Annotated in this window: 12 protein-coding genes; 5 read left to right on the top strand and 7 right to left on the bottom strand. The window is 62.9% G+C overall.

The genetic code is table 11. The annotated features are described in order from the left end of the window. Nucleotides 1-42: 42 nt before the first annotated feature. On the bottom strand, nt 43-843 hold the full coding sequence (locus tag GM676_RS23900) for a carbon-nitrogen hydrolase family protein (RefSeq protein ID WP_155466628.1): 801 nt from the start codon (nt 841-843) through the stop codon (nt 43-45). Further along, entirely contained in the window at nt 840-5,015 is a 4,176-nt protein-coding gene (locus tag GM676_RS23895; protein WP_155466627.1) for a YhdP family protein, read from the bottom strand. Before GM676_RS23895 ends, GM676_RS23900 begins: the two co-directional genes overlap by 4 nt. A gap of 78 nt (nt 5,016-5,093) precedes the next feature. Here GM676_RS23895 and glnE point away from each other — a divergent pair, with 78 nt between their 5' ends. The 3 genes from glnE to GM676_RS23880 all read left to right on the top strand — a co-directional run bounded on the left by glnE (nt 5,094) and on the right by GM676_RS23880 (nt 11,815). Continuing rightward, complete coding sequence (gene glnE / locus GM676_RS23890; protein ID WP_155466626.1) at nt 5,094-7,829, top strand: bifunctional [glutamate--ammonia ligase]-adenylyl-L-tyrosine phosphorylase/[glutamate--ammonia-ligase] adenylyltransferase; 2,736 nt, start codon at nt 5,094-5,096, stop codon at nt 7,827-7,829. 65 nt (nt 7,830-7,894) lie between these two features. Continuing rightward, the gene (locus GM676_RS23885) at nt 7,895-8,356 is read left to right on the top strand and encodes a cache domain-containing protein (RefSeq protein ID WP_155466625.1); all 462 of its coding nucleotides are present in this window, start codon (nt 7,895-7,897) and stop codon (nt 8,354-8,356) included. Nucleotides 8,357-8,878: 522 nt separating this feature from the next. Next, nucleotides 8,879-11,815 (top strand): TonB-dependent receptor domain-containing protein, encoded by a 2,937-nt coding sequence (locus tag GM676_RS23880; RefSeq protein WP_155466624.1) that lies wholly within the window; start codon nt 8,879-8,881, stop codon nt 11,813-11,815. 306 nt (nt 11,816-12,121) lie between these two features. Here GM676_RS23880 and GM676_RS23875 read toward each other — a convergent pair whose 3' ends face one another. The 3 genes from GM676_RS23875 to tkt form a co-directional block, all read right to left on the bottom strand. After that, nucleotides 12,122-12,325 carry a type II toxin-antitoxin system VapB family antitoxin gene (locus GM676_RS23875; RefSeq protein WP_155466623.1) on the bottom strand — a complete coding sequence of 68 codons (204 nt, stop codon included), beginning with the start codon at nt 12,323-12,325 and terminating at the stop codon, nt 12,122-12,124. Nucleotides 12,326-12,439: 114 nt separating this feature from the next. Continuing rightward, nucleotides 12,440-13,450 carry a type I glyceraldehyde-3-phosphate dehydrogenase gene (gene gap / locus GM676_RS23870; protein ID WP_155466622.1) on the bottom strand — a complete coding sequence of 337 codons (1,011 nt, stop codon included), beginning with the start codon at nt 13,448-13,450 and terminating at the stop codon, nt 12,440-12,442. Between the two features lie 48 nt (nt 13,451-13,498). Next, nucleotides 13,499-15,493, bottom strand: coding sequence for a transketolase (gene tkt, locus GM676_RS23865; protein WP_155466621.1), 1,995 nt, complete (start codon nt 15,491-15,493; stop codon nt 13,499-13,501). 121 nt (nt 15,494-15,614) lie between these two features. Between tkt and GM676_RS23860 the strand changes: the two genes are divergently transcribed. Beyond that, the gene (locus tag GM676_RS23860) at nt 15,615-16,340 is read left to right on the top strand and encodes a 16S rRNA (uracil(1498)-N(3))-methyltransferase (RefSeq protein ID WP_155466620.1); all 726 of its coding nucleotides are present in this window, start codon (nt 15,615-15,617) and stop codon (nt 16,338-16,340) included. An 89-nt stretch (nt 16,341-16,429) separates the two neighbouring features. Here GM676_RS23860 and GM676_RS23855 read toward each other — a convergent pair whose 3' ends face one another. After that, nucleotides 16,430-19,357 carry a TonB-dependent receptor domain-containing protein gene (locus GM676_RS23855; RefSeq protein ID WP_170304352.1) on the bottom strand — a complete coding sequence of 976 codons (2,928 nt, stop codon included), beginning with the start codon at nt 19,355-19,357 and terminating at the stop codon, nt 16,430-16,432. An 867-nt stretch (nt 19,358-20,224) separates the two neighbouring features. Here GM676_RS23855 and GM676_RS23850 point away from each other — a divergent pair. Next, nucleotides 20,225-21,862 carry an NAD(P)/FAD-dependent oxidoreductase gene (locus GM676_RS23850; RefSeq protein ID WP_155466618.1) on the top strand — a complete coding sequence of 546 codons (1,638 nt, stop codon included), beginning with the start codon at nt 20,225-20,227 and terminating at the stop codon, nt 21,860-21,862. An 81-nt stretch (nt 21,863-21,943) separates the two neighbouring features. On the opposite strand, the gene GM676_RS23845 is transcribed toward GM676_RS23850, so the two are convergent. Next, nucleotides 21,944-23,308, bottom strand: a complete 1,365-nt coding sequence (locus GM676_RS23845) for a sensor histidine kinase (protein ID WP_155466617.1) — start codon at nt 23,306-23,308, stop codon at nt 21,944-21,946. Nucleotides 23,309-23,593: the final 285 nt, after the last annotated feature.

The following is a 23,593-nucleotide window of genomic DNA, read 5'->3' as shown; positions in this document are numbered from 1 at the left end:
GGTGATGCTTTCTGTTAGGTGTTACCGGCATTGTAGTGGATATCACATGGTCCGGTGTTTCAGCGCCGGCAGGCTGTCGCGCACGCCTTGCATGTAGCCGAGGTCGATCTCGCCGGCCACCACGCCCTCGCCTTCGGCCAACACCGATTTGACCGTGCCCCAAGGGTCGATCAGCATGCTGTGGCCCCAGGTGCGGCGGCCGTTCGGATGGGTGCCGCCCTGCGCCGCCGCCAGCACATAGCACTGGTTCTCGATGGCGCGCGCGCGCAGCAAGATTTCCCAGTGCGCCATGCCGGTGGTGTAGGTGAAGGCGGCCGGCACCACGATCAGCGACACCGGTCCCAGCGCGCGGAACAGTTCCGGGAAGCGCAGGTCGTAGCACACCGACATGCCGACCTCGCCGAACGGCGCCTCGAACGCGCCCACATGCTTGCCCGGCACGATGGTCTTCGATTCGTTGTACGACTCCGTGCCCTTGGTGAAGCCGAACAGGTGAATCTTGTCGTAGCGGCCCACGTGCTCGCCCCGCAGGTTGTACACCAGTGTGGTGTTGATGACTTTCCCGGCATCGTCGGACGCCAGCGGCAAGGTGCCGCCGATCAGCCAGATGCCCAGCTCGCGCGCCAGCCCGGACATGAAGTCCTGGATCGGCCCGCTGCCGAGCGGCTCGGCCACCTTCACCTTGTCGCTGTCGTTCAGGCCCATGATGGCCCAGTACTCCGGCAGCAGCACCAGTTGGGCGCCCTCCCCGGCGGCCTGGGTGACGAGACGGCGCGCGGTGGCGATGTTCTCGTCCACCGAGGGCGAGGAAATCATTTGTACGGCGGCAACGGTATGATTCATGGCGATCCTTTTGCGGGTTCCAGTTTGGTAGCGTCCAGCTTGGTGACCACCGGTGCTTTCCACGGGCCGGCCACCTGCATATGATAGGTCAAGGCTTTCATCACCGGTGCGCTCAGGAACAATTGCGCCAGAAAACTGCCCAAACCGATCACCGGATTGACGGCCAATGCATACACCAGCGGCGCCGTGCCCAGGTTGACCTCCGGAATCACCACCACATGCAGGTTGGCGGTTTCGTTGGCGATGTCGGCGCTGCCGTCCATCAACACAGTGGCGGCCACGCCGTGCATTTTCAAGTTGTCGGTCTTGGCGATGCCGTGGTTGATATTGGCGTTGGCGGTGATGCCGTCAAACGCCAGGCCTTCCGAGAACACGTCGTGGAAGTCCAGCTTGAGCAGGCGCGGCAGGGCTTGCAGGCTGAGCACGCCCAGCAGCTTGGCCGCGCCCGGGTCCTGCTTGAGGAACTGGCCCTTCTCCACATTCATGCCGATCTGGCCGGACAGGCTCGGCAGGTCCAGCGAATACGGCACGCCCTTCCACGCGATATTGCCCTTGAGCGTACCCTTGCCGCCCTTGAGGGTGTCGGCAAAGCCGAAGCGGTCCAGCAGCTTGCCGGCGTCGGCAATGTCGAGGTTGAAATCGAGCGTGGTGTTGTGCACGCCCTCCTTGCTGACCCACTTGCCGGTGCCGGCCAGCGCGCCGTCGGCGTTGACCAGCGCCAGCTTGTTGACGCGCCACTCGCGCGCGCCCGGCAGCTGCACATTGTTGGCTTGCAGCTCCAGCTGGCCCAGCGGCTTGTTGAACAGTTCGAAGCGCTCGACCACCACGTCCAGCGCCGGAATGGTGGCGGCCGCGCTCTTGCCGTCCAGCAGTTCCTGCACTTCGCCCGAGGCCGATTCGGGAATCACCAGCGTCGACAGGCGCGCCGTCACCTTGCCGAGGCCGGCGCCGGTGGAGGGCTCGGCCCAGGTCAGGTAGCCGTTGGCCTGGGCCGAATCGATGTTGGCCTGCCAGGTCGACTTCTGGTGGGTGACGCCAACCACCACGTTTTCCAGCTTGCGGCCGCCGATCACCAGCTCGCTGGTGCGGGCGGCGATGGCATCGGGCAGCACGTACTGGGTGACGTCGGCCGCGTCGGCGGACGAGGCCGCGCCGGTCTCGCCCTTGCCGGCGACGGCGTCGCCAAAGTCCAGCCAGTTGTCGACGTTGAGCTGGTGCAGGCTGAGGTTGAAGGCCAGGCCGCTGTCCGGTTCCGGCGCCGGCGCGTTGACGCCGATGCCGCCGCGCACCAGCTTCCAGTGCTGCTTGCTGGCCTTCTGGCGCTGGTAGCGCGCGGCGATATTGCCGCCCAGCGTGATGCGCATATCGTCGTGCAGCAGGCCGCCGGCATCGGCCGTCAGGCCGCTGGTCAGCACGAAGCGCAGCGGCATGGCATCGGTCGCGCCCTTCTTCACCGGCGCCGGCAGATCGAGGCCGAGGCCGGTCAGGCTGGAATCGACCGCCACCACCACCTGGTGGTCGCGCACGGTCACGGTGCCGGCGTAGCGGGTGGCGCCGCTGAAATGATCGGCCAGGCGCTGCATGGCCGGCATCGGGTAAGCCTGACGGAAGCCGTCGACGGTCAGCAGCCCGCCCAGCCGGACGACGATGGCATGGTCCTTCTGGCTGCCGCCGGTGATCGACACCGGACCGCCGAGGAAGTTGCCGGACAGCTGATTGAGGTTGACGCCCTGCTCGTTGAATTCGATCTTGCCCTGCGAGGATTGCACCACCGGCAAATCGTTCATCAGCACGATATCGTTGTTCTGCAATTGCAGCGTGCCGTTGACCTTGGTGTCGATGGCGTGCGCCAGCGGGATGCGCAGGCTCAGGCCCAGCCTGGCATTGCCGGTGGCCTGCGTTTCATCGGTGAAGTGCGAGATCCACTCCAGCACCGGGCTGCTGGCCACGTACTTGAGGAATTCCTGCATGGCCCCGGCCGCGCTGCCGTCGATTTCCAGCATGGCGTCGTGGAGCATCAGGTCCGGAATCACCGCCTTCACATTGCTGAGCGCGACGCCGCCGGTGGTGGCGGTGTCGCCATGGATTTCCATGCGCGCGCGCTCGAACACGAAGCTGCCCTTGATGTGCTCGGCTTGCGGCCACAGCGGCAGCGGCTTGCCATCCTTGCCCAGCTCCTTGCCGTCATGCAGATAGTGGCCGGGTTCGTAGTTGAGCTTGCCCTCGGCGAGCTTGCCGGCCACGCGGAATTCGCCTTTCGCCTTGTCCTCGCCATGGAAGGGGAAATGCGCCAGGTCGCCGCGCAGGCGGATGCTGACGTCGCTGGCCACGCCGCCTTCCAGCGCGCCGGTCAGCCAGTTGTGCAAATCGTGCGGCGTCTGCATCGGCAGGTAGCGGCCGATGCGGTTGAGCTGGAAGCCGGTCAGGGTGCCGCTCAGGTCGGCCTTGCCCGGCCCTTTGCCGGCCAGCGGCATGGTGTGCGTGCCTTGCAGCGTGCCGCGCATGCCCTCCTGCTCGAAGTCCATGCTGTCGATCTGGAACAGCAGCTGGTTGTCGGCCTCAAACGACCAGCGCGCTTTCAGGTTGAGGTGGTCGAAGGGCATCGACGCTTCGGCGAAATAATCCGGCATCTGCAACACCAGCTGCTGCGAATTGAGGTTGAAGCTGCCGCCCTTTTCGGTGGCGTCGATCGAGCCGCTCAAGTTGTCGAAACCGGGAATGGCCGGCAGGCCGGCGATCGCCGGCGTCTTGCCCATCTTCGGCTGCGCCATGCGCGGCGGCTGCGGCTTGAGGCCCAGCCCCAGCAGGTCGCCCTTGATGCGGTAAGTCTGCAAGGCCGGGAAGGCGCCCTGCCATTCGGCCGAGAAGTTTTGCAGCAGGCCGCGCGGCGCGAAGCCCGCCAGCATCTTGTGCTGGTGCTCGCTCAGCGGCAGGCGTTCGGCCAGGCCGGCCAGGGTTTGCAGGTCCAGCTGGCGGGCGCGCAGCTCGACCTTCTCCGGCCTGGCGCCGGCCGCCGCCACATACGTTTCCGACAGCGAGGTGGGCGCCATCACCAGGCCGTCGCGCGTGGTCAGGGTCAGGTTCTGCAACGCGACGCTGTGACCCAGCGCGCCGAAGCCCGGCGTCTTCGCGCCCTTGCGCGCCAATGGCGGGCGGATCTCTTCGCGCATGGCGATGCGGCCGCTCATCTGCTGCAAGTCCAGCAGCGGCAATTCCTTGCCCAGCACGGCGGTGAGGTTGGCGAAGCCGACGTCGGCGGTGAAGCCGGTCAGGCGCGACTGGTCCACGCCCACCCAGGCGCGCAGCGAGCCGCTGCCGCTGCTCAGTTCGAACGGATAGTCGACCCACGCCTTCCATGCCAGCAGATCGGTGTCGCGGATGTCGGCATAGATCTCGCCCTTCCACATCGAGACGTTGGAAATGCGGGCGCCAAACGCCGGATGGGTGAAGTCGGCGCGCAAGTCCAGCGGCGCGGCCAGCGCGGCCGACGGCGTGGCGCGCACCGCGAACTGATGGTGCAGCCACTGGTTGCGCAGCACCACCGTCACATTGTCCAGCGCCAGCGGCGGCGCGGCGCGCTGACGGTCGGTCCATTGCAGGCGGCCTTCACGGATGACGATGTCGCGCTGGGTCAGCAGCCAGTCCAGGCCGGTGCCATCGCTGGGCTTGTTTGGATCGATGTAGATGCCGGCCACGACCAGGCGGCCGTCGGCCTCGCGCAGGACTTCCAGTTCGGGACGGTTCAGCTCCAGCACGTGGAAGCGCAGCTTGGCGGTCACCACGGTCCACCACGACAGCGTGGCCGACACGCTCGGCAAGCTCAGCGCGGGACGGCCCTGCTGGTCGTGCAGCACCACGTCGCCCAGGAACAGGTTGGGACGGAAGCCGTTCCACGAGGCGTATACGCGGGAAATGGTGACGCGGTTGCCGACCGCATTGGTGGCCAGGCGCTCGATGTCGCCCTTGTAGTGGTCGATGTTCGGCAACACCGCGTAGCGCAGCGCCAGGAACAGGACGGTGAAGGCAAAATACAGCAGCAGCGCCAGCTTCAGGGTGAAGCCCAGCACGTGGTGGGTGGCCAGGTTGCAGATCCGGTAGGCGGCACGAAGCCGATGCCAGCGCGCGGCCAATGGGCCTTCGCCTGTCACGGTCTCCTCCTCTGGTTTTTGCATTAATACGCTAATAAATCAGGCCATGCATCAAATAAATAGCTAAACTCGGTTTCCGGAGCAATTTTACCTTATCACTCTATGAGTTCACCGTCCGTCTCACGTTTCTACCAGCGTTGGCTGGCCGCAGCCCCCGACCGCAAGGCCAAGATCGATGATCTGGCGCAATTATCGCTTGCCCAGATCAATCTGGAAGAATATTTACACAAAGAAGCAGAAGGCGGCCTGCCACTGGTGCGCGCCATGCGCCGCCTACGCAATCTGCTGGTCTGCACCCTGATCCGCCGCGACCTGGAAGGCCAGGCCAATCTGGCCGAAGTGGTGGAAACCATGACCCGCTTCGCCGATTTTGCCATTCAGAAACATATGGCCGAACTGCACGCAGAGATGGTGGCCGCGCACGGCCAGCCGATCGGTCGCGATTCCGGCGCGCCGCAGGAAATGATGGTGCTGGCCATGGGCAAGCAAGGCGGCGGCGAACTCAACGTGTCATCCGATATCGACCTGATTTTCGTCTATCCCGAGGATGGCGACACGGTGGCCGAGCCTGGCTCTGGCCAGCGCAGCCTGTCCAACCATGAATTCTTCGTCCGCCTCGGCAAGAAACTGATCGCGGCGCTGTCCGAGATCACCGAGGATGGCTATACCTTCCGGGTCGACATGGCCTTGCGCCCGAACGGCAATTCCGGCCCGCTGGCGGCCAGCATGGGCATGGTGGAGAACTACCTGATCGTGCAGGGCCGCGAGTGGGAGCGCTACGCCTGGGTAAAGGCGCGCGCTGTCACCGGGCGCGCCGAGGATATCGCCGCGCTGGATGGCATTGTCCGGCCGTTCTGCTTCCGGCGCTACCTGGACTTTGGCGTGATTGACGCCATCCGCAATATGCATGCGCAAATCCGCGCCGAGGTGAACCGCCAGGAGCGGCTGCACCCGGACCGCAGCAACAACGTCAAGCTGGGGCGCGGCGGCATCCGCGAAATCGAGTTCCTGGCGCAAGTGTTCCAGCTGATCCGCGGCGGCCGCGACGCCGCCCTGCGCGACCGCTCGACCCGCACCACGCTGCGCATCATCGCCGAGAAAGGGCTGTTAAGCCACGCCATCGTCTATCAACTGCTGGCTTCCTACACCTTCCTGCGCAACCTTGAGCACCGTCTGCAATACCTGGACGATGCCCAGACCCACACCCTGCCGGCCAATGACGCCGACCGCCAGACCGTGGCCGAGATGATGGGCCTGCCGGACGTGGCCACCCTGCTGGCCCAGCTGGACGCCCACCGCCAGTTCGTGGCCGGGCAGTTTGACGAAATGTTCTCGGACAAGACCGAAAGCAGTGAAAACGATATCGAGCTGCAATCGAGCAATGAATGCGCCGATCCCGACAACCGCGAAGCCATGGTGGCGCGCTTCACCGCGCTCGGCTTCGACGATCCGGAAGGCGCCACCAAGCGCCTGATCGCCACCTGGCAGGCGCCGCGCCTGCAATCGCTGCCCGAGGCCAGCCGCAACCGCCTGCAAGGCCTGATCAACACCGCGCTGCCGCTGATCGTGCAGGCGGCCGCCGAATCGAGCGGCGGCAACCAGCTGGCCACACTGGGCCGGCTGCTGGATTTTTTGGAAGCCATCGCGCGCCGCTCGGCCTATCTGTCCTTGCTGACCGAATACCCGCATACGCTGGCGCGCGTGATCCGCATGGTGCACGCCAGCGGCTGGGCCGCCCTGTTCCTCAGCCAGCACCCCATCCTGCTGGACGAACTGCTGGACGACCGCGTGCGCAACGCCGTGTTCGACCCGGTGGCGCTGGCCGCCGACATCGACAGGCAGCTGGCCGCCTGCCCCGGCGACACCGAGCGCCAGATGGACATCCTGCGCGAAATCCACCACGCCCAGCTGTTCCACCTGCTGGCGCAGGACCTGGCCGGCGACCTGACGGTGGAAAAGCTGGCCGACCACCTGTCGGCGCTGGCCGACACCATTGTCGCCGCCACCATCAAGGCGGTGTGGCAGACGGTGGCCACGCGCCACCGCGAGGTGCCGCTGTTCACGGTGATCGCCTACGGCAAGCTGGGCGGCAAGGAGCTGGGCTACGTGTCCGACCTCGACGTGATCTTCCTGTACGACGATGCCGACCAGGAGGCGCCGGCCCAGTACGCCAAGCTGGCGCAGCGCTTCATCACCTGGATGACCTCGCACACCTCGGCCGGCATCCTGTTCGACATCGACACCGCGCTGCGCCCGGACGGCGCCAGCGGCATGCTGGTGTCCAGCGTCGGCTCGTTCGAGAAATACCAGAGCAACTCGGCCTGGGTGTGGGAACACCAGGCCCTGACCCGCGCCCGCTACTGCGCCGGCGACAGCGCCATCGGCCAGCGCTTCGAGCAAATCCGCGAAGCCGTGCTGCGCAAGGAGCGCCCGGCCGACGGCCCGCTCAAACAGGAAGTGATCGCCATGCGCAAGCGCATGGTGGACGCCAAGGCCAACACCAGCGCCCTGTTCGACCTGAAGCAGGACCCGGGCGGCATGATCGACATCGAGTTTATCGTGCAATTCCTGGTTCTCCAGCACGCCGCGGCCTATCCTCAGTTGACGGCGAATTCCGGCAATATCGCCCTGCTCAAGCTGTGCGGCGAACTGGGCCTGGTCGATGCCGGCCTGGCCGCCAGCGCGGCCGACGCCTACCGCAAGTACCGCAAGCTGCAACACCAGTTGCGCCTGCAGGGCCAGGACCTGGCGCGCATCGACCCGGCGCTGGTGGGCCCGCATGCGGCCAATGTCACCACGCTGTGGCAGGCCATCTTTGGCGACAATGTTGCCACATAACAACGTTGTCGCTGTAAAAAGGTGCAATACTCCCGAAGTCAGTTTAACAACACAAGGAGATCGAAATGAAAGCACTATTCGGCGCCGCCCTCCTGTGCCTGGGCATGCTGGCAAGCCCGGGCGCGGTTCTGGCGGCGGACAAGGGTACGGCGGACGAAGCGGTGGCGATGGTCAAGCGCGCCGTGGCGATGGTCAAGTCGGCCGGCAAGGAGAAGACCTTTGCCGCCATCGCCGATCCCGCCAACACCGCCTTCCATGACCGCGATTTGTATGTTTATGTATATGACCTGAATGGCGTGGCTTTGGCGCACGGTAATAATCCTAAAATGGTCGGCAAACCTTTGCTGAATTTAAAAGATAATGAAGGTAAATTGCTGATTAAGGAAATGGTCGATATTGCCAAAACCAAGGGCAGCGGCTGGGTCGATTTTAAATGGCCGAATCCGGTCACCAAGGCGGTTGAATCCAAGTCCGGTTATGTCGAGCGCGTCGACGATTTCCTGATCGGCTCGGGTATTTACAAGTAACTCCTCTGCCTGGTCCGCCCGGACCAGGCTTCTCCCCCTCGCCAGCAAGCCTCACCAAGCCGGTGCAAGCATGGCCAAAATATGCCAATTATTGGCACATACCCGCTAAAAATTAGCATTAAACCTGCTTTTGCAGCGCTTATCTCCGATATTTTCCACGAAATACCACTACGTAATACGCGTACGCACATCCCGGCGACGGTACCCGATTAAATACCGGACCATACCGTTCGCATCAGTAATAATAATTAATCCGAATTAAATAAAATCGTCCCCGCATTTTATATATTCAATGTCGTGCTCTGCCTTAAGTACGAGTATGAAACTGGTTTTATTTCCCATCATCATCAGACACATTTCGTTACACTTGTGGCCCTGTTGCTTTTTTGCGAATGTTGGATTTTTTACGCCCTTTTACGTTTACAAGATGACTACGAAGTCGTTAAAGTTGGTCAGTTAAACCAAGAAATTTAACAAAAAATAAACGTAGAGATGTTTAAATACACCCTAAGGAGTTCCGCAATGATGAAGGAAACAGTTTTATCCCGTTCCGTGCGCATGATCTGCGTAGCCGGCATGGCGATGAGCGCCCAGGTAGCATTCGCACAAGACGCCGCGCCGGCAGATGCGGTGCAGAAAGTTCAAATTACCGGTTCGCGCCTGCTCTCGCCGAGCGCCGAATCGCCAACCCCGCTGCAAATCCTGACCTCGGCCGACATCGCCGCCTCGGGCGCAGTCAACCTGCAAGACCTGTTGCAGAAGAACCCGACCCTCGGTACGCCATCGCTGAGCCGTACCAACTCGAACTTCCTGACCTCGGGCGGCGGCGTGTCGACCGTCAACCTGCGTAACCTGGGCGACTCGCGCACCCTGGTGCTGGTCAATGGCCGCCGCTTCGTGTCCGGCGTGCCGGGCGACACCGCGGTCGACCTGAACACCATCCCGACCGACTTCATCGAGCGCGTCGAGCTGCTGACCGGTGGCGCTTCGGCAACCTACGGTTCGGACGCCGTGGCCGGTGTGGTCAACATCATCCTGAAGAAAAACTTTGAAGGCGTGACCGTCGATGCCTCGACCGGCAAGAGCGACAAGAGCGACGACTTCAAGAAAAAACTGGCAATCACCTTCGGCACCACCTCGGCCGACGGCGCCAGCAACATCATGGGTCACTTCGGCTATTCGAAACAGGGCGCCGTGATGTCGAAAGACCGTCCGGGCCTGGGCGCCAACATCGACCAGTACTCGCTGGCCGAAGCGGTGACCGGCGACGTGCGCGACATCTTCAAGACCATTTCGCCGTACTACTCCAGCTTCGCGCCGCAAGGCCGCTTCTTCTACGGCACTGGCGGCGCCAGCTACACCTATGACAAGAACGGCAACCCGATCGGCTGGTCGACCAACGGCAGCGCCACCCTGCCGGCCTCCGGCTTCAACCGTTCGCAATACCGCACCATCGCCGTGCCGACCGAGCGCTACTTGTTCGCCACCAATGGCAACCTGAAGCTGAACGACAACCACAACGCGTTCTTCGAAGGCACCTACGCCTCGACCAAGGTGGACACCAACATCGAACCGTTCGCGCTCGACTCGTCCAACGTCTTCCGTCCGACCGGCGTGGTGCAAGGCGAGACCATGGTCAACGGCGTGGCCGTGCGCAATCCGATCATCCCGCAGTACCTGTGGGACCGCATGACCGACACCGACGGCGACGGTCTGAAAGACTACCGCTTCACCCGCCGCCTGACCGAGTTCGGCCCGCGTCACAGCAGCGTCAGCCGTGGCACCCTGCGCCTGGCCACCGGCCTGAAAGGCACCCTGCCATTCACCAACGACTGGAACTACGAGGCCTTCGTCAGCTACGGCCGCACCACCGAGTCGCAGGCGTCCACCGGCCAGATCAACATCGTCAACATGCGCAGCGCGCTGGCTGGCGTGCCCAACCCTGACCCAGGTGGCGGCGTGATGTGCGCCGACGCCCAGGCGCGTCGCGACGGTTGCGTGCCGATCAACGTGTTCGGCCTCGGCACCATCTCGCCGGAAGCGCTGAAATACGTGACCGCGCCAGGCTCGCTGGAAACCGCGATCACCCAGAAGATTGCCGGCGGCACCATCACCGGCGAACTGCCATGGGGCCTGCCAGCAGGCAACATCGGCCTGGCGGCCGGCTATGAATGGCGCAGCGAAGATTCCAGCGCCGTGCCGGACCCGCTGACCCAGGCCGGCCTGAACGCCGGCAACGCCACCCCGCCAACCTACGGCAGCTTCATCGTGCGTGAAGAATTCGTGGAAACCCGCGTGCCGCTGCTGAAAGACCAGGCCTTCGCGAAAAACCTGGACTTCCGCGGCTCCTTCCGTCACGGCGACTACACCACCGTGGGCAGCACCAACAGCTGGAACGCCGGCCTGGAGTGGGCACCCGTGTCGGACATCAAGTTCCGCGGCACCCGCGCCGTGTCGACCCGCGCGCCTAACATCAGCGAACTGTACCAGGCGCCTAGCCAGGACTTCCCATCGGTCAGCGACCCATGCGAAGGCGTGACCGCGACCGCCAGCGATCCGGTCAGCGTGGCTTGCCGCGCCGCGCCGGGCGTCGCCGCCAACATCGCGGCCAACGGCGGCGTGTTTACGCTGAACCAGGCCGACAAACAGGGCGTCAGCGGCTACAACCGCGGCAACCCGAACCTGAAGGCGGAAAAAGGCCGTTCGACCACCGTCGGCGTGGTCATCACCCCGACCTCGATCCCGATGCTGAGCAAGTTCACCTTCACGGCGGACTACTTCGACATCAAGATCTCGGACGCCATCGTCGGTACGCCGCGCCAGTTCGCGCTGCAACAGTGCTACGGCGGCAATACCTTCTACTGCCAGTACATCACCCGCCGCGCCACGGCCGAAGGCTCGAACAGCCCTGGCTCGATCAAGTACAGCGACACCTCGCAGGAAAACAGCGGTGGCCTGGGCACCAAAGGTATCGACTTGACCGCCTCGTGGGCGGACAAAGTGGGTCCTGGCCGCCTGAACGCGAAGATCGCCTACACCTACCTGAAGACCCTGTGGAACGTGCCGACCCAGGGCGCGGACAAGGATGAATCGGCTGGGGAACTGGAATCGCCACGCAACAAGGCCGTGCTGAACCTGGCCTACAAGTGGGGCAACTGGGGCGTCAACACCACGACCACCTACACCGGCCGCGTCAAGCTGGACGATCAGTTCCTGAACACCTACGAGAATCCGGAACTGGCGCCGAAGATCGGTTCGTACGCCACCACCGACTTCCAGGTGACCTACGACATGAAGAAGAACTACCAGCTCTACTTCGGCATGGATAACGCCTTCGACAAGAAAGCGCCGCCAGTCGTGACCGGCCTGCCAGGCAACACCACCGGTACCGAGACCGACGCATCGGCTTACGATCCGATCGGCCGCCGCTACTACCTGGGCCTGCGCGTGTCGCTGTAATCCAAGTCGGCCAGCTGCCCTCCGGGGCGGTTGCCCGAAGCCCGCCGGGTTCACGCCCGGCGGGCTTTTTTCATGGCGGCGCGCGATGCGTCACGCCAAATCTTTCGGCCAGATCCGCAAGCCGCCGATCCATGCCCAAATCCCCCAAGGTCTGCGCCCTCGGGGCTGGAGGTGTGCCGCAGGCGATCTCGCCGATAATCATCAGATGAGTAAGCACAGCATCCTGATGCAGGAGCCGCTCCAACGTCGGATTGCGATGGCGAAAGTGCTCCACCCAAACGGATGTATCCACCAGGACGCCGTGTTTCACCGTGCCGCCGCAGTCCTGTCACGCGGGATGTCCGCCATGTTGGATGCCGAGCCGCCGAGCGCCGCGAGACGCTGGGCGGCGCGTACTCGGACGAAGGTCTTGACAGCCTCGCGAAACAAGTCCGCCTTGTCCATCGAAGGGTCCGCTACCTCAAGTGCCTTCTGATACAACTTATCATCAATCGTTACGGTGGTGCGCATCCTAGCCTCCAACATCAATATTGATGCGATATTGCGCCGAATTCAGCATCTCCGCAAGCGTAAAAAAACCCTCCGCGGCTTGCGCCGGGAGGGTTGTTTTGCAGACGCCGAGGATTACTTGGCGTTCATCAGCGCCACGGTGGTGTCCAGCATGCGGTTCGAGAAGCCCCACTCGTTGTCGTACCACGACGACACTTTCACCAGGCGGCCCGACACTTTGGTCAGGGTCGAGTCGAAGTTCGACGAGGCCGGGTTGTGGTTGAAGTCCACCGACACCAGCGGTTCGGTCTGGTAGGTCAGCACTTCCTTCAGCGCGCCTTCGGCGGCGGCCTTCATCAGGGCGTTGACTTCGTCCACGGTGGTGTCGCGCTTGGCGATGAACGACAGGTCGACCAGCGACACGTTGATGGTCGGCACGCGGATCGCGAAACCGTCCAGCTTGCCATTCAGCTCAGGCAGCACCAGGCCCACCGCGGCGGCGGCGCCGGTCTTGGTCGGGATCATGCTCATGGTGGCCGAACGGGCGCGGCGCAGGTCTTCGTGCATCACGTCCGACAGCACCTGGTCGTTGGTGTAGGCATGCACGGTGGTCATCAGGCCGGTTTCCACGCCGATGGCGTCGTTCAGCGGCTTGACCAGCGGGGCCAGGCAGTTGGTGGTGCACGATGCGTTCGAGATCACGGTGTCGGTGGCTTTCAGCACGTGCTGGTTGACGCCGTACACGATGGTGGCGTCCACGTCCTTGCCGCCCGGCGCCGAGATGATCACCTTCTTGGCGCCGCCCTTCAGGTGGGCCGAGGCTTTTTCCTTGGTGGTGAAGAAGCCGGTGCACTCCAGCACCACGTCCACGCCCAGGTCGCCCCATGGGATTTCAGCCGGATTGCGCTGTGCGAACACGCGGATCACATCGCCGTTCACGATCATGTTGTCGCCGTCCACGGTCACGGTGCCAGGGAACTTGCCGTGGGCGGTGTCGTAGCGGGTCAGGTGAGCGTTGGCCTTGGCGTCGCCCAGGTCGTTAATCGCCACGATCTGGATGTCTTGTTTCTTGCCGCCTTCGTAGAAAGCGCGCAGCACATTACGGCCGATACGGCCATAGCCATTGATTGCAACTTTGATCGTCATACTTTGCTCCTGATTAGAAATATTAGTACCGCAATAAGCAATTATAGATTAAGCAATGACAGCTTTGACTTTCGCCACCACGTTTTCCACCGTGAAGCCGAAGTGCTTGAACAGCACGCCTGCCGGAGCCGACTCACCGAAGGTATCGATGCCGACAACAGCGCCTTCCAGACCGACGTATTTGTACCAGAAATCGGTGACGCCGGCTTCGATTGCCACACGTGGCACGCCTTTGGTCAGCACGCTGGCCTTGTAAGCGGCGTCCTGACGGTCAAATACATCGGTCGATGGCATCGACACCACGCGCGCCACGATGCCCTCGCCCGCCAGCGCCACAGCGGCGGCCTGCGCCAGTTCGATTTCCGAACCGGTGGCGATCAGGGTCACTTTGGCGTCGGCCGCCTCCTTCAGCACGTAACCGCCGCGCTGGATATCGGCGATCTGCGCCGCGCTGCGCTCCTGGTACGGCAGGTTCTGGCGCGAGAAGATCAGGGTCGACGGGCCATTCTTGCGCTTGACCGCCTCGCCCCACGCCACCATCGATTCGGTGGTGTCGCATGGACGCCAGTTGTCCAGGTTGGGGATCAGGCGCAGCGACGACACGTGTTCCACCGACTGGTGGGTCGGGCCGTCCTCGCCCAGGCCGATCGAGTCGTGAGTGAACACGAAGATCGAACGCTGCTTCATCAGCGCGGCCATGCGCAGCGCGTTGCGGCTGTAGTCGGCGAAGGTCAGGAAGGTGGCGCCGAACGGGATGTAGCCGCCGTGCAGGGCGACGCCGTTCATGATGGCCGACATGCCGAACTCGCGCACGCCGTAGTTGATGTGGTTGCCTGGCTGGCCGGAACGCACCGGGGTGACTTCCTTCCAGTTGGTCAGGTTGGAGCCGGTCAGGTCGGCCGAGCCGCCCAGGAATTCCGGCAGCACCGGCGCCAGCGCCTGGATGGCGTTCTGGCTGGCCTTGCGGGTGGCGATGTTTTCTTTCTTCTCGACGGTCGAGGCGATGCCGGCGGCCAGCGCCGCTTCGAAGTTGCCCGGCAGCTCGCCCGCCATGCGGCGGCTCAGTTCAGCGGCTTCGGCCGGGAACTTGGCGCTGTATTCGGCGAACTTGGCGGTCCACTCGGCTTCCTGTTTGGCGCCGGCGGCCTTGGCGTCCCAGGCGGTGTACACGTCGGCCGGGATTTCAAACGGGGCCGAGGTCCAGCCGATGTACTCGCGCACGGCGGCGACTTCCTTCTCGCCCAGCGCGGCGCCGTGCACCTTGTCGCCGCCTTGCAGGTTGGGCGAGCCCTTGCCGATGACGGTCTTGCAGCAGATCAGGGTCGGCTTGCCGGCCTGCTTGGCGGCGGCGATGGCGGCCGCGACGGCGGCCACGTCGTGGCCGTCCACGGCGCGGATCACGTTCCAGCCGTAGGCTTCGAAGCGGGCCGGGGTGTCGTCGGTGAACCAGCCTTCGACCTTGCCGTCGATCGAGATGCCATTGTCGTCGTACAGGGCGATCAGTTTCTTCAGGCCCAGGGTGCCGGCCAGCGCGCAGGCTTCGTGCGAGATGCCTTCCATCAGGCAGCCGTCGCCGACGAAGGCGTAGGTGTAGTGGTCGACCACGTCCAGGCCCGGCTTGTTGAATTCAGCCGCCAGCAGCCACTCGGCCAGCGCCATGCCGACCGCGTTGGCGATCCCCTGGCCCAGCGGGCCGGTGGTGGTTTCCACGCCCGGGGTGTAGCCGACTTCCGGGTGGCCCGGGGTCTTCGAGTGCATCTGGCGGAAGGCCTTGATGTCATCCATGCTCACGGCGTAGCCGGCCAGGTGCAGCAGCGCGTAGTGCAGCATCGAGCCGTGGCCGTTGGACAGCAGGAAGCGGTCGCGGTTCACCCACTGCGGGTTGGCCGGGTTGTGGCGGTAATGGCCGGACCACAGCGCAACAGCGATTTCGGCCATGCCCATCGGCATGCCTGGGTGGCCGGAGTTGGCCTTCTGGACGGCGTCCATTGCCAGCGCGCGGATCGCGTTAGCCATTTGGGTGGTTGGGAGCGTAGAAGTCATCGTCGATATCACGGAAGTATGGAAACTGGGCGCAAGGGCGGTGCTTGCAGAGCCCATTATTTTACCAGACGATGACATCCACCATTTAAAATTGCAGCTCTACTTATCCGGATACCACGTTATGCCCCGCTTCTTTTGCCCCCAGCCGCTGGCCATCGGCGCCCATGTCACCCTGCCGGAAGCGGTCGCCCACCATATCCAGGTGCTGCGCCTGGCGCCGGGCGGGCTGATCACCTTGTTCAATGGCGAGGGCGGCGAATATACCGCCAGCCTGAGCGAGATCGGTCGCCGCAGCGCCAGCGCCGAGGTCAAGGCGCACACGCCGCGCGAGGTCGAGCTGCCGTTTGCCGTGACCCTGGCGCAAGCCCTGCCCGAAGGCACCAAGATGGATTGGATTATCGAAAAGGCCATCGAACTGGGCGTGTCGGGCTTCCAGCCGCTGGCGGCGCAGCGCTGCGTGGTCAAGCTGTCGGCCGAGCGGGCCGGCAAAAAGCTGGAGCACTGGCACGGCATCATTGTCTCGGCCTCCGAGCAGAGCGGGCGCAACCGTCTGGCCCAGCTGGCGCCGCCGCAGGACTACAAGCACTGGATCACCCAGCAGGACCTGCACCGCCGCATCATCCTGACCCCGCGCGCGGAACAGTCGCTGGCCGACTGGGCGCGCCACCATCCGCCGCAGGCGGTGACGCTGGTGGTGGGGCCGGAGGGCGGCCTGAGCGAACAAGAGGAGGAACTGGCCCTGCGCCACGGCGCCCTGCCCCTGGCCATGGGCCCGCGCATCCTGCGCACCGAGACCGCCGCGCTGGCGGCGGTGTCCATATTAAGTGCGGCTTGGGGTGGCCTCTAATATAAACAGCAGTCAAAAAAAAATCCCATCCGCACTGAGCGCGATCTTGAGCGCGCTCAGGCTGATGGGATTTTTTGCAACTCTGAAGCTTAGAACTTCAGGCTGGCACCGAAGGTGACGTAACGACCCAGTGCGTCGTACGCGTTCGGGAAGGTGTTACCACTGTCCATGGACGTGGTCGACACGTTAGCACCGACGATAGGCGGCTTCTTGTTGGCCGCGTTGTTGATGCTGACGTTCAGACGCAGGTTCTTGTTGTAGTTCCACACGCCCGACAGGTCCAGGTAGTTGTACGCCTTGATGTGCGAGTACTGTGGCAGGTAGGTGCCCGAGCCCGGCTCTACATCCACCGCGCTGACGTAACGCCAGTTGTAGCCCACCGCGAAATCGCCAACGTTCCAGGTGGTGCGCTGGTTGAACTTGCGCTTGTACACCGGAGCGGTCGAATTGCTGATGCTGGCGCAAGCAACCGAGTAGTAGCCGATGCAATCGCGGGTAGCCGAAGTTGGCGTACCTTTGAAGTCAAACTTTTGCACCTGGTTCAGCGCGAAGGTCAGGTCGAAGTAACCGAACTTCGGATCGAGGTTCAGCTGCTTGGCCTGCAAGCGGTAGTTCACGTTCAGGTCGATACCGCTGGTTTCCTGGTAGCCCGAGTTCGACAGCGGAGTGAACACACCCTTCGAATCCGCACCGTTGAAGGTACCGTTCGCCGGGTTACGGCCAATCGCCGCGCACGCATCGTTGAAGGCGAACGATGGGTTGAACTTAGGATCGTAGCAACCTTGCAGGATGTCGGTGGTGCTCAGGCTCGACACCGCTTTGTCGATCTTGATCTGGTAGTAGTCAAGCGAGATCGCCAGCTTAGGCAGAGGCTCCCACACGAAACCGATGGTCTTGGTTTTCGCTTCCTCAGGGCCCAGCTTAGGATTGCCGCCGGTCAGGTTGTTGATCTGGCCCGACGATGGCAATGGCACGGAACCGATTTCGCTGGCAGGAACGCCGGTCAGACGGCACAGGTTCGACAGGGTGCCGGCCTTGTTGGCGTCAGCCGCGTTGATCTTCGCCAGTTGGCAAGGATCTTCCGCCACGTTGGACAGGCCGGTGGTCAGCGGTTGGAACAGTTCGTTCACGTTCGGCGCGCGGGTCGCCTTCTGGATGTTGGCACGGAAACGCAGCGAGCGCACCGGCTCCCAGTCGCCGCCGATTTTCCAGCTGCTGTAGCTTTGCTTGGCGCCAGCGGTTTCGAACGAGGTGTCGCGGTAGCCGACTTCGCCGTTCAGGGCGCGGATGAATGGCTTGTCCTTGATCAGCGGGATTTGCGCCTCAGCCGCGTACTCTTTCAGCGTGAAGGAGCCAACGCGGTCCGGCGTCGGCGCGCCGGTACCCAGCACTTCACTCTGGATCTGCGATGCGGCGTCCGATTGCGTGCCGGCGGTGGTCTTGCGCTGTTCGGCGCTGACTGCCATGGTGATTGGCTGGCCAGCCCATGGGCTGACAAACTTGCTGCCGAAGTCGCCCGACAGGTTCAGCGAGGCGACGTCTTGCTGCACGTTTTGCAACAGGATCGCGCTGGAGTTCACGAAGGCCAGCTGGGCCGGGGTGATGCTGCCGGCGGCGCCGAACACGTTCAGCGGCACGCAGTTGTTGGCGGTGTTGACGCAGGCGGTGGTGCTGACCGCGTTCAACGCTTGCTGCACTTTCGACAGCGAGCCCCAGTTCAGACGGGTCTGGATCTGGTCGGCGGTGCCGCGGCTCCACGACGCATCATAGGTCCAGTCCCAGGCCAGGTCGCCCTTGACGCCCAGGTTGTATTGCAGGGTCTTGTTGTCGAAGTTGTTGAAACGCGGGCCCAGCTCGACGAAGCGGCGGTTGACCGTCATCGGCACCATGGTGGTGTTGCCGACCACGCAGTTGGCCGCCGAAATGCCGCGGCGTTCGCAAATCTGCTGGCGGGCCGCGGCTGGAATGAATGGGTTACCGATAGGCACGTTGAAGACGTTGCCGAAGGTGCCCGATTCCGCCAGGGTCGAGCTCACTTTGCTGGTGGTGTAGAACACCTCGGCATAGACGTCGGCGTGGTCGTTGATCTTGTAGTGCGCCAGCGAGGTCGCTTGCGTACGGTCCAGACCGGTTGCGTAGTAGTTCAGCGGATTGGTGTTGTATTGCACCAGTGGGCTGACCAGCTTGCCGCTGGCTGGATCGATCTGCCAGTTGCCCGCCAGGGTGTCGGTACCGCCGGCGCCTTTGCTGATCGCGAAGCCGGAAGGAATGGTGGTGTTGGAGCCGGTAGGCTTGCCGGTCACCGAGCTCAGGCTGGTCACGCCGTAAGGACGCGCGCCCTGGGTCACCGGGTCCGAGGTGGTTTTGCCGATGCTCAGCACCACGTTGCCGCGGCCGTCATCGAGGTTGGCGCCCATGGTCAGGTCGGTGCGCTTGCGCTTGCCGTCATGGTATTCGCTGGTGCCGCCGTAGGAGGTGGTGACGTCGATACCGGTGAAGTTTTTCTTCAGGTTGAAGTTGACCACGCCGGCCACGGCGTCGGCGCCGTAGGCTACCGACGCGCCGCCGGTCAGCAGGTCCACGCGACTCAGCAGGGCGATAGGAATCGAGTTGGTGTCGACGGTGCCGTTCAGGTTGAACGGTACCAGGCGGCGGCCGTTGATCATCACCAGGGTACGGTTCGGGCCAAGACCACGCAGGTCGATGGTGGCGCCGCCGCCGGAACCGTTGTTGGTGCCTGGGCCGATTGCCGGCACGGCTGCTGGCAGGCCCTTGAAGAATTCTTCAACCGCTACAGGCTGGGACGATTTGATTTCCTCGGCAGTCACCGACGAAATCGGGCTGGTCGAGGTCGTGCCTGGGGTGGTAATGCGGGTACCGGTCACTTGCACCGATTCGATTTTTTGCGGTGCGGCTTCCTGTGCAATGGCGTTGTGCATCATTGCGGTCATGCCGACCAGCATCGAGCTGGCGAACACGGTGCGCAAGGTACGCGACATCATCTTCTCTTGAATCATTGTAAAACTCCCATTATTGAACTCCCTTGATGAGGAGAAACCTAACCAAAAACGATGCGGGGTTTTATTTAAAAACCCCGGCATATTGAATGGCCAGCCTGTAGGATTCTTTTAACCTGTGAATGATATTTAGCCTTGAGGCCGCGATGGCCTCTGGGAATATCAGGGTGCTGAATCTCGCTTATTAACACCTGGCAAAATCGTGATTTGCAGGCGCACTGCATGAAACCATTGGCTTGCCGAAACTGTCAACCGCACAAGCCCGATGTTTCATTAAAACAACGAAAATCAACTGGGGAAACAATGCAAGGAGTTTACGCAACGGACTTTTGCTGCATAGCGACAATTTTCATTACCTATCGATCAATTCAAGTTGTAACAATGCTTTTATTTGTGTAAAAACAGATTAAATCGAATTAAATATCGTCAAAAACCATAAATTCGTGGATTCACCTTGCCTTGGCGAAATTGACTGAAGCGCAATATTTGTGCGACGCAGCATTGCAAGTGTGTCATTGTGTGCACAAAAGCATAGTTGCCGCGCTTACCGCCCTTGAAAATCGCTCGGCGATAAAAATTGCTATTTTGCATCAATGTTGTTTTCTTACAACGCACAGTTTTAGTGCATCGATGAATGGTCTGGCGCATATCGTTATGCGGTTTTCATTTTATAAATTTTTTTATATTTTCATTTACCGGTCATTTAAATATGAATTAATCCGCCGGCGGCCGGAGTTAATACCTGCGGCATATTAATGCGGGGAGGTTAGACTGATGCCTTGCTCCAGAGGTAAAATAGCGGCTGCGGCTGCCTGCCGCATCGCTCTCCGCTAGCTACGGAGCCCTGCCACCTGCTGGAAATCCACCATGTTGAGATTGAACGAACTCAAGCTTCCGCTGGACCACACGGAAGACCAACTGCCTGCGGCCATCATCGCGCGCCTGGGCATCCAGGCCGACGAACTGCTCGGCTTTACCATCTACAAGCGCAGCTACGACGCGCGCAAAAAATCCGCCATCGTCCTGATTTATTCCATCGATGTCGAATTGAAAAACCAGGCCGCCGTCCTGCAACGCCACCACCATGACGTGCACATCATGCCGTCGCCGGACACCGCCTACCAATTCGTGGCCGACGGCCGGCAACTGGCCGCCCATCCGGACTTCCAGCGTCCGGTGGTGATCGGCATCGGCCCCTGCGGCCTGCTGGCGGCGCTGATCCTGGCGCAGATGGGCCTGCGCCCCATCATCGTCGAGCGCGGCAAGATCGTGCGCGAGCGCACGGTCGACACCTTCGGCTTCTGGCGCCAGCGCAAGCTCAACCCGGAGTCGAACGTGCAGTTCGGCGAGGGTGGCGCCGGCACCTTCTCGGACGGCAAACTGTACAGCCAGATCAAGGACCCGAAGCACTACGGCCGCAAGGTGCTGACCGAGTTCGTCAAGGCCGGCGCGCCGGAGGAAATCATCTACGTCAGCAAGCCGCACATCGGCACTTTCCGCCTGGTGAAGATGGTGGAGTCGATGCGCGAAACCATCGAGGCGCTGGGCGGCGAATACCGCTTCGAGAGCAAGGTCACCGACATCGATATCGAGGAGACCGGCGCAGGCCGCCAGGTGCGCGGCCTCACGCTGGAGAGCGGCGAAAAAATCGTCACCAACCATGTGATCCTGGCCATCGGCCACAGCGCGCGCGACACCTTTGACATGTTGTACCAGCGCGGCGTCTACATCGAGGCCAAGCCGTTCTCGATCGGCTTCCGCGTCGAGCATCCGCAATCGCTGATCGACGCCTGCCGCTTCGGCCCCAACGCCGGCCATCCGATCCTGGGCGCGGCCGACTACAAGCTGGTGCACCATGCCTCCAACGGCCGCGCCGTGTACAGCTTCTGCATGTGCCCGGGCGGCACGGTGGTGGCGGCGGCGTCCGAGCCGGGCCGCGTGGTCACCAACGGCATGAGCCAGTACTCGCGCAACGAGCGCAACGCCAACAGCGCCATCGTGGTCAGCATTTCGCCGGAAGTCGATTACCCGGGCCACCCGCTGGCCGGCGTCGCCTTCCAGCGCGATCTCGAAGAGAAAGCCTTCAAGCTGGGCGGCGGCACTTACAACGCGCCGGGCCAGCTGATGGGCGACTTCGTGGCCGGCAAGGCCTCGACCGAGTTTGGCGCGGTGGTGCCGTCGTACAAGCCGGGCATCACCCTGACCGACCTGGCGCAGATCCTGCCGGAGTTTGCCGTGACCGCGCTGCGCGAGGCGTTCCCGGCCTTCGACAAGCAGATCAAGGGCTACTTCAAGCATGACGCCGTGCTGACCGGACTGGAAACGCGCACCTCGTCGCCGATCCGCATCAAGCGCCGCGACGACACGCTGCAAAGCCTGAATACCAAGGGCCTGTTCCCGGCCGGCGAAGGCGCCGGTTATGCCGGCGGCATCCTGTCGGCCGGCGTGGACGGCATCAAGGTGGCGGAAGCGGTGGCGCTGTCGATCGCCGCCGCACAACGCTAACTCCCCGGCTAAAACCTGGGGTCAGTTCTTGCATTCATGCATGAGCCCGTGTGCGATTGCAAGAACTGACCCCGAATTGGGTCAAGTTTTACCATCCCGCACCGGCAGCCGCAGCTTGATGCGGCAGCCGGTGCCCGGCGCGCTGGCCACCGCCACCTGCCCGCCCATCTGGTGCACGATGGTGTAGACGATGTGCATGCCCAGCCCCGAGCCGCCCTGCCCGCGCTTGGTGGTGAAGAAGGGTTCAAACACGCGCTCGCGCGCTTCCGCCGTCAGGCCGACCCCATCGTCGGCAAACTCCACCTGCAACCAGTACGCTCCGCCGTCCAGCACCATGCGCGCCGCCAGCGTGATGCGGCCCGGACCGCCGTTGGGATAGCCATGCTTGGCCGCGTTCATCAGCAGGTTGGACAGCACCTGCGACCAGCGTCCGGCGTCCAGCCAGGTGCGCAGGTCGGGCGCGATGTCGACCTCGACGGTGAGGCCGACCTTGCGCAGCTCGGGTCCGTGCGCCGTCACCACCCCCAGCGCATGCTCGCGCAGGACGACGTCCGACACATGCTCGCTGCCCTGGTCCACCGCCAGCTGCTTGAAGTTGCCGATCAGGTCGGCCGCGCGCGCCAGGTTGCGCTCGATCAGCTGCGCCCCTTCGCGCAGGCGCTGCGCCATGGCTTGCAGCTCGGAGCGGCTGACCCGCTCGCCACTGACGCACTTGAGCAAATCGTCGGCATAGCTGGCCATGGTGGAGGCGGCCGTCACCGCCACGCCGATCGGCGTGTTGACCTCGTGCGCCACGCCCGCCACCAGCGCGCCCAGCGCCACCATTTTTTCCTGCTCCACCAGCGTGGCCTGCGCCGCCAGCAAGGCTTCGGTGCGGCGCTGCACCTTGGCTTCCAGCTGCTGCTCGCGCTCCTGGTGCTGCAACTCGGCGGCGCCGCGCGCGGCAAACATCGACAGCAGCGACAGCGCCAGCAGGCGCTTGTCTTCGGAGATCGGCCTGGTGTCGATGGCGGACAGGATGCCCAGCGTGCGCCCTTCGGTATCGATCATCGGCATGCCGATGTAGCTTTCGGCCCGCATCTCGACCAGCAGCGTGTCCTGCGGATAGTCGGCCTGGATGCCGCTGGCGTGGAAGCACATGCACTGGTCGGTCACGTCCTGGCACGGTGTGTGGCGCAGGCTGTATTCCATGTTGGGCAGGTAATCCTTGCCGGCCCAGACCGCCAGCGTGCGGATGCCCTCGTCGCCGTCGGCCATGGTGATGACGCGGCCGGCGATCACGTAGGTGACGTCCAGCGCGTGGGCCAGGTCGCGCACCAGGATGCGCAGGAAATCCTCGCCGCGGGCGCGCGAGGTCGAGGCCGTGATCGAGCGCAGCGCGGCCTCGGCCAGCGTCCGCCCATCGGCCGCATCGAACAGCGGTACCGCCTGCTTCTCCTCGCTCATAGACTGGCTCCAGCTCGCTAATTCCCGTCCATTGTATCGTTATTTTTCAGCGTAAACATGGTTGAATATTTACGCAAGAACTAGCACGGTTTAGCCATAAACAGTCGAAAACTTTGTATTTTTGTGTAAAAAAACCGTAATTTTCAGCAAAAACCGCAGGAAGTGTTGTTTATTTCAATGTTGTTACAGACCGAGAATTGACCGTGCGCGGCCCGAGGTGGTCTGATGACTCTGCCCTGAATAATTTCACTTATAGATTATTCATAGTGTAAGTTCTGATAAAAA

Origin of the sequence: Duganella radicis (assembly GCF_009720825.1) — a bacterium.
Classification (GTDB): Bacteria; Pseudomonadota; Gammaproteobacteria; order Burkholderiales; family Burkholderiaceae_D; genus Rugamonas; species Rugamonas radicis.
The sequence above is the reverse complement of the archived record's forward strand: the minus strand, read 5'-3'. Positions and strand labels throughout refer to the sequence as shown.